General features: G+C 57.4%; 2 protein-coding genes. Both read right to left on the reverse strand.

Features of this window, described 5'->3' with window-relative positions; translation table 11 throughout:
* Positions 1–124 precede the first annotated feature (124 nt).
* Positions 125–3,859 (reverse strand): PAS domain S-box protein, encoded by a 3,735-nt coding sequence (locus tag NW852_RS02960; protein ID WP_414426448.1) that lies wholly within the window; start codon positions 3,857–3,859, stop codon positions 125–127.
* A 127-nt stretch (positions 3,860–3,986) separates the two neighbouring features.
* A partial coding sequence (locus NW852_RS02965) for a hypothetical protein (RefSeq protein ID WP_414426449.1) occupies positions 3,987–4,569 on the reverse strand: 583 nt, incomplete at its 5' end.

Consider the following 4,569-nt stretch of genomic DNA (forward strand, 5'->3'; position numbering starts at 1 on the left):
ATGGACTACGGATGCCAACAGGTTCTGATTCAGGACAGGAAGCTAGTAGCCCTACTGGAGTACCTCTGCCAGCAGTCCAACAAGGTCTACAACTGCGCTTTGTACTACGCTCGCCAAGTCTCTTTCATAGCTGCGGCAGATGGGGCAGGTGGAGCGTAAAGGTTGTCCAGCCGGCGGTGCTGCTCACCTCGATGGATCCCCGCAACTGATCCACCATCTGTTTCACCAAGGCCAAGCCCAGCCCCGTGCCCCCTTCCTTCCAGGGATCCTTGCTGGGAATGCGGTAAAAGCGCTCAAAGATGCGCGTCAGCTCCTCGGCAGGGATCTCTTGGCTGTTGCTGACCTGGATGTGGCTTTGACGATTTTCCGTTTCAATTTGCAAGCGGATGGATCCCTGGGCCGGCGTGTATTTCACGGCATTGTGCAAAAGCTCGCGCAGGATCCTGCTCAACAGCAAGGGATCCGTCGTGAGGCTGCTTTCGAGGGGGACACTGGCGTGAAAGCTCTGCCCCTTGGCGCGGGCCCGCTCCTCGGTAACGGTCAGCAGATCCCCCAGCAGCTCCCGCCAGGTGAGGGCTTGCACCTCCAGAGCATAGGCCCCCGCCTGCAGGCGCTGCAGATCCAGCAGGTCGTTGATGAGCTCGATTTCCCGCTGGCATTCTCGCTCGGCAATGCTTAGATATTGAGCTCGCTTTTCGGTTGAGGGAGCCATCTGCAGCATCTTCAGAGCCATCTTCAAGCTGGTCAGGGGGGTGCGCAGCTCGTGGCTGACGGTGCTGATAAAGTCATCTTTGAGACGGTTAAGCCGCTCCAGGGCTTGCACCTGCTCTTGGGCAGCTTGGAACAGGCGCGCCTGGCGCAGCCCAATGGCGCATTGGTTGGCCACCTGCTGGATCAGTTGGATCTCCTGGTTGTCAAAAGGACGTGCAGCCGAGCGAAAAATCCACAGATCCCCTAGCACCTGGCCTTTGTCTAGCAAGGGACAAGCCATCACCACCTGGCGGTTTTCTGGAGCCCTCCCTGAGAAGCAAAATAGACAAAGCTGTCCTCTGAGCAGTTGCCGGTGAATGTCGTCGTAAGGCCCTCCCACTAGGGGTAGAGAAACGTTCAGGTGGGAAGCGGAGCGGGGGCAATACTCGTAGCTGATGGTGGAAAGGGTGAGGTCGGCGTTGTAAAGACCGATATCGCAGCCATCGGCATCTAGACTCTCTCCCAGCTCGCGCACGGCGGTGTTGAGGATCTCGGCTTCGTCGAGAGAATCGCGCACGCGGTCGGTGATGCGTTTTAGGATGGCCTCAAATTGCAAAGCCCGCTCCAGCTCGGCGGTGCGCTGCCGCACTTTCTCCTCCAGCGTTTGGTTCAGGGCTTTTACCTGCTCGTAAAGCTGGGCCTGCTGCAAGGCAATGGCCAATTGCTCCGCTAGCTCTTGCAAAAGCTTGATCTCCCACTCCTGCCAAGGACGGCTGGCGCGGCAGTGCTGCGCCACCAAGAGGCCCCAGAGCTCCTCCCCCTGCCGAATGGGGATCACCAAGTTGGCCTGAGCCTGGAAAGAGTCCAAGAGCTCCCGGTAGCAGGGATCCAAAGGGGCCGTGGCCACATTGTCGATGGCCTGCACAAAGCCCTGCTGGTACTTGCGATAGCAGGGATCGTGATGAAAGTAGGAATCCCACACGGAGCGGCCTAAGTGGCTGGGCCAGGAATCCAGGACGGACTCGGCGGCTACAAACCCCCCTATGCCCTCCTGCAACTGGTAGATCATCACCCGATCCACCTGGAGAAACTCTCGCACTTCCGCCGCCGTGGTTTGTAGGAGGGGCTGCAAGTCCAGCTTCTCGCGGATCCGCCGCAGCAGGGATCCCAGAAGTCTTTCTCGATCTGCCTCTTGCAGCAGCAGATCCTGGGCTTCTTTGAGAGGGGTTATATCCACAGCAATGCCGCAAACGGCATAGGGATCCCCTTGCCAATCCCGCAGGGCAAACTTAGTGATCCACTTTTCTTGCTTTTTGCCGTCTCGACAAATGGTGCACTCATAGCTGATGGGAGCGGGAGACTGGATGGCCCTTTGATCTTCCTTGCGGAACTCCAGAGCTTCCTCTGGCGAGAAGAGCTCCGTATCGGCCTTGCCGAGAACTTCTTCTGGGAGTTTACCGTTTTTCTGCAGGTAAGCTTGATTGACCTGTAAGTAGCGGCCCTGCAAATCTTTAACAAAGATGGGAAAAGGGATCCCGTCGAGGATGGCCTTGAGACGGGCCTCGCTCTCTTGCAGGGCCAGCTCTGCCTCTTTTTGCTCGGTGATATCTTCTGTGATGCCGGCAATGCGGATCACTTCTTGCTGTTCATTGAAAATAGGTCGGCAGGAAGTTCGCAACCAGCGCACCCGACCATCTCGATGGAAAATGCGATAGGTAACCGGCTTCTCTCCTCGGATAACTTGAGCTACGGCTTGCAGAACCTGAGGCAGATCTTCGGGGTGGATCCTGTCTTTCCACAGATCCGGCTTCTGGTAAAACTCCTCCGGCGTGTATCCCCAAATCTGTTCACAACGCGGACTTACGTAGGGAAATTGACCAAAATCTGCTGAACTTAGGAAAAAGCTTACAGGAACAACTTCCGCAATTTCCCGGAAGCGGGCTTCGCTTTCCCGCAGCGCCAGTTCCGCCTCTTTTTGCTGGGTAATGTCGCGGGTGCTGCAGACGATTCCTGCCACCGCAGGATCCTGCAAAAGGTCGGTACAGCGGCTCTCTAGCCATACCCAATGGCCATCCGCATGCTGTGCCCGATAGATAAAGCTGAGCGTTTCGCCAGGTCGAGCCTTGAGTTGTTCAAGAGCACTAGCAACAATCTCCTGATCTTCTGGGTGAACCCAATCCAAAGGTATAGGTTCTCCCTCCTTAGGACAACGACCTAAAATTTTCTCAGCAACCGGGCAATTCAAGGGATAGACCAAGCCTTGGGCATCGATCCGGCACAAAATGTCGTGGCTGTTGTTGAGAAAGGCGCAAAAGCGCTCCTGTTGTTCTTGCACCTGTTGTTCCAGCCGCTTTTGCTCCGTAATGTCCAAGGCAATGCCGAGGCACCCCAAACCTTTGGACTCATCCTGCAGCTTCACGGCCAGGCGATAGACATAGCGCTCTTGGCCTTGAATGATTTCCTTGCCCTCCACTTGGGAAATCCCTTGCGGCTCTAGGTCGGCTAGAGCTTGGGAAGTGAACTCCAGCCACTGGGGGTACTGCTGAGCCATCTCTTGCAGGGAAGTGCCCAGCAGGTCGCCAAACCAGGCACGGTCGGTGGCATTTTGCAAAATCAGCACCCCCTGGGGATCCCTGGCCCATATGGCTGCCGGCAGGGCGTCCAAGAGGGCTTGCAATTGGGCTTCCCGCAGCCGCAGATTCTCTTCCAGTTGCTTTTGCTTGGTGATGTCTCGGCCCATCCCGCGAATAAACTGCAGCCGGCCTCGCCGGTCGAAGATGCCCTGGTTGATCCACTCAAGCCACCGCACCTGTCCCGCCGCGTCCACCATCCTAACAACCCTCGTGAAGGTGGGCTGCTGAGGGGTGAGCTGGGCTATCTGCTGCCGCACCTGCTCTTGCTCCTCTGGCAACAAGGCCTCGATCCAGCGCCGGCCCCGCCAATCGCCCAAAACCCTCTGATGGACTTCGTTGCACTCCAGCAACGTCGTATCGGGCCGCGCCAGGGTGACGATGTCGGGAAAACCAACCTGGGCCTGATGCAGCCGTCGCCTTTGCCAGAAGACAAGCGCCAGGAAAGAGGCTGCCCACAAAAGCAGCCACGGCCAGTTGCGCAAAGCATCCCTGACGACTAGGCTAACGGTTTCTAGAGTCTCCTCAGGAATAGTCATGACGGCTTAGCATTGCCGAAATTCTGTTCTGTGAAGGTTCGCAAAAGCACCTATCCAAATTCACACCCATTCTCGACAGCTTTCCAAGGATTGCCAAGTACTACAATCAACAGCTTATGAGGAAACCTCACGGGTTCATATAGGCCTGAATCCAGCCTGCCAGCCGCTGCGCCAAGGCAAGGGCTTCCGGCTCGCCTTTTTTGATCGCCGATTGGCTACTGAAACAAGCGATCACTTCTTCAAGCTCTTGTTCAAAAACCTGGGGACGGAGCTGCAACCGCACCTGAGCTTGTATCTGAAAGCTTTCCTGTGCTTCTTTATCCAAGATCTCTTGTCCCAGCCGCTGCAGCCGCACCCCTTGCAATTGGGCGAGAGGATAAGAGAAGACCTGCTGCCGCCAGATCCCCCAAGGGCCACCCAGCCGGGTCAGGGTCACCCGCTGCCGCTCCCGATCCACACTCAAGATCTGCCCCAGCCCCCAAGGGATCCCAATCCCCAGGCCCGCTGCTACAGCCAGTAGCCCCAGCAGAGGGGAAGGCTGCCAGAGCTGGGATCCCAGCGCCAACAACCCCAGCCCCGCCCCCACCCGCCAGGCCAGTTGCTCAGGGGTAAACCTTTGCAGGGCAATCCGCAGCCGCCTGGGGGTGCGCTCCAGAACTTGCAGGTGAACCAGCGCCATGGAAGGGGATCCCGTTTTTGGGGCCAGTTTA

This window comes from Synechococcus sp. H60.1 (genome assembly GCF_047462335.1).
Lineage (GTDB): Bacteria > Cyanobacteriota > Cyanobacteriia > Thermostichales > Thermostichaceae > Thermostichus.

What these genes read in the sequence shown, in the direction of transcription:
- NW852_RS02960 (WP_414426448.1), bottom strand. Translation starts at nt 3,859, where the DNA reads ATGACTATTCCTGAGGAGACTCTAGAAACCGTTAGCCTAGTCGTCAGG.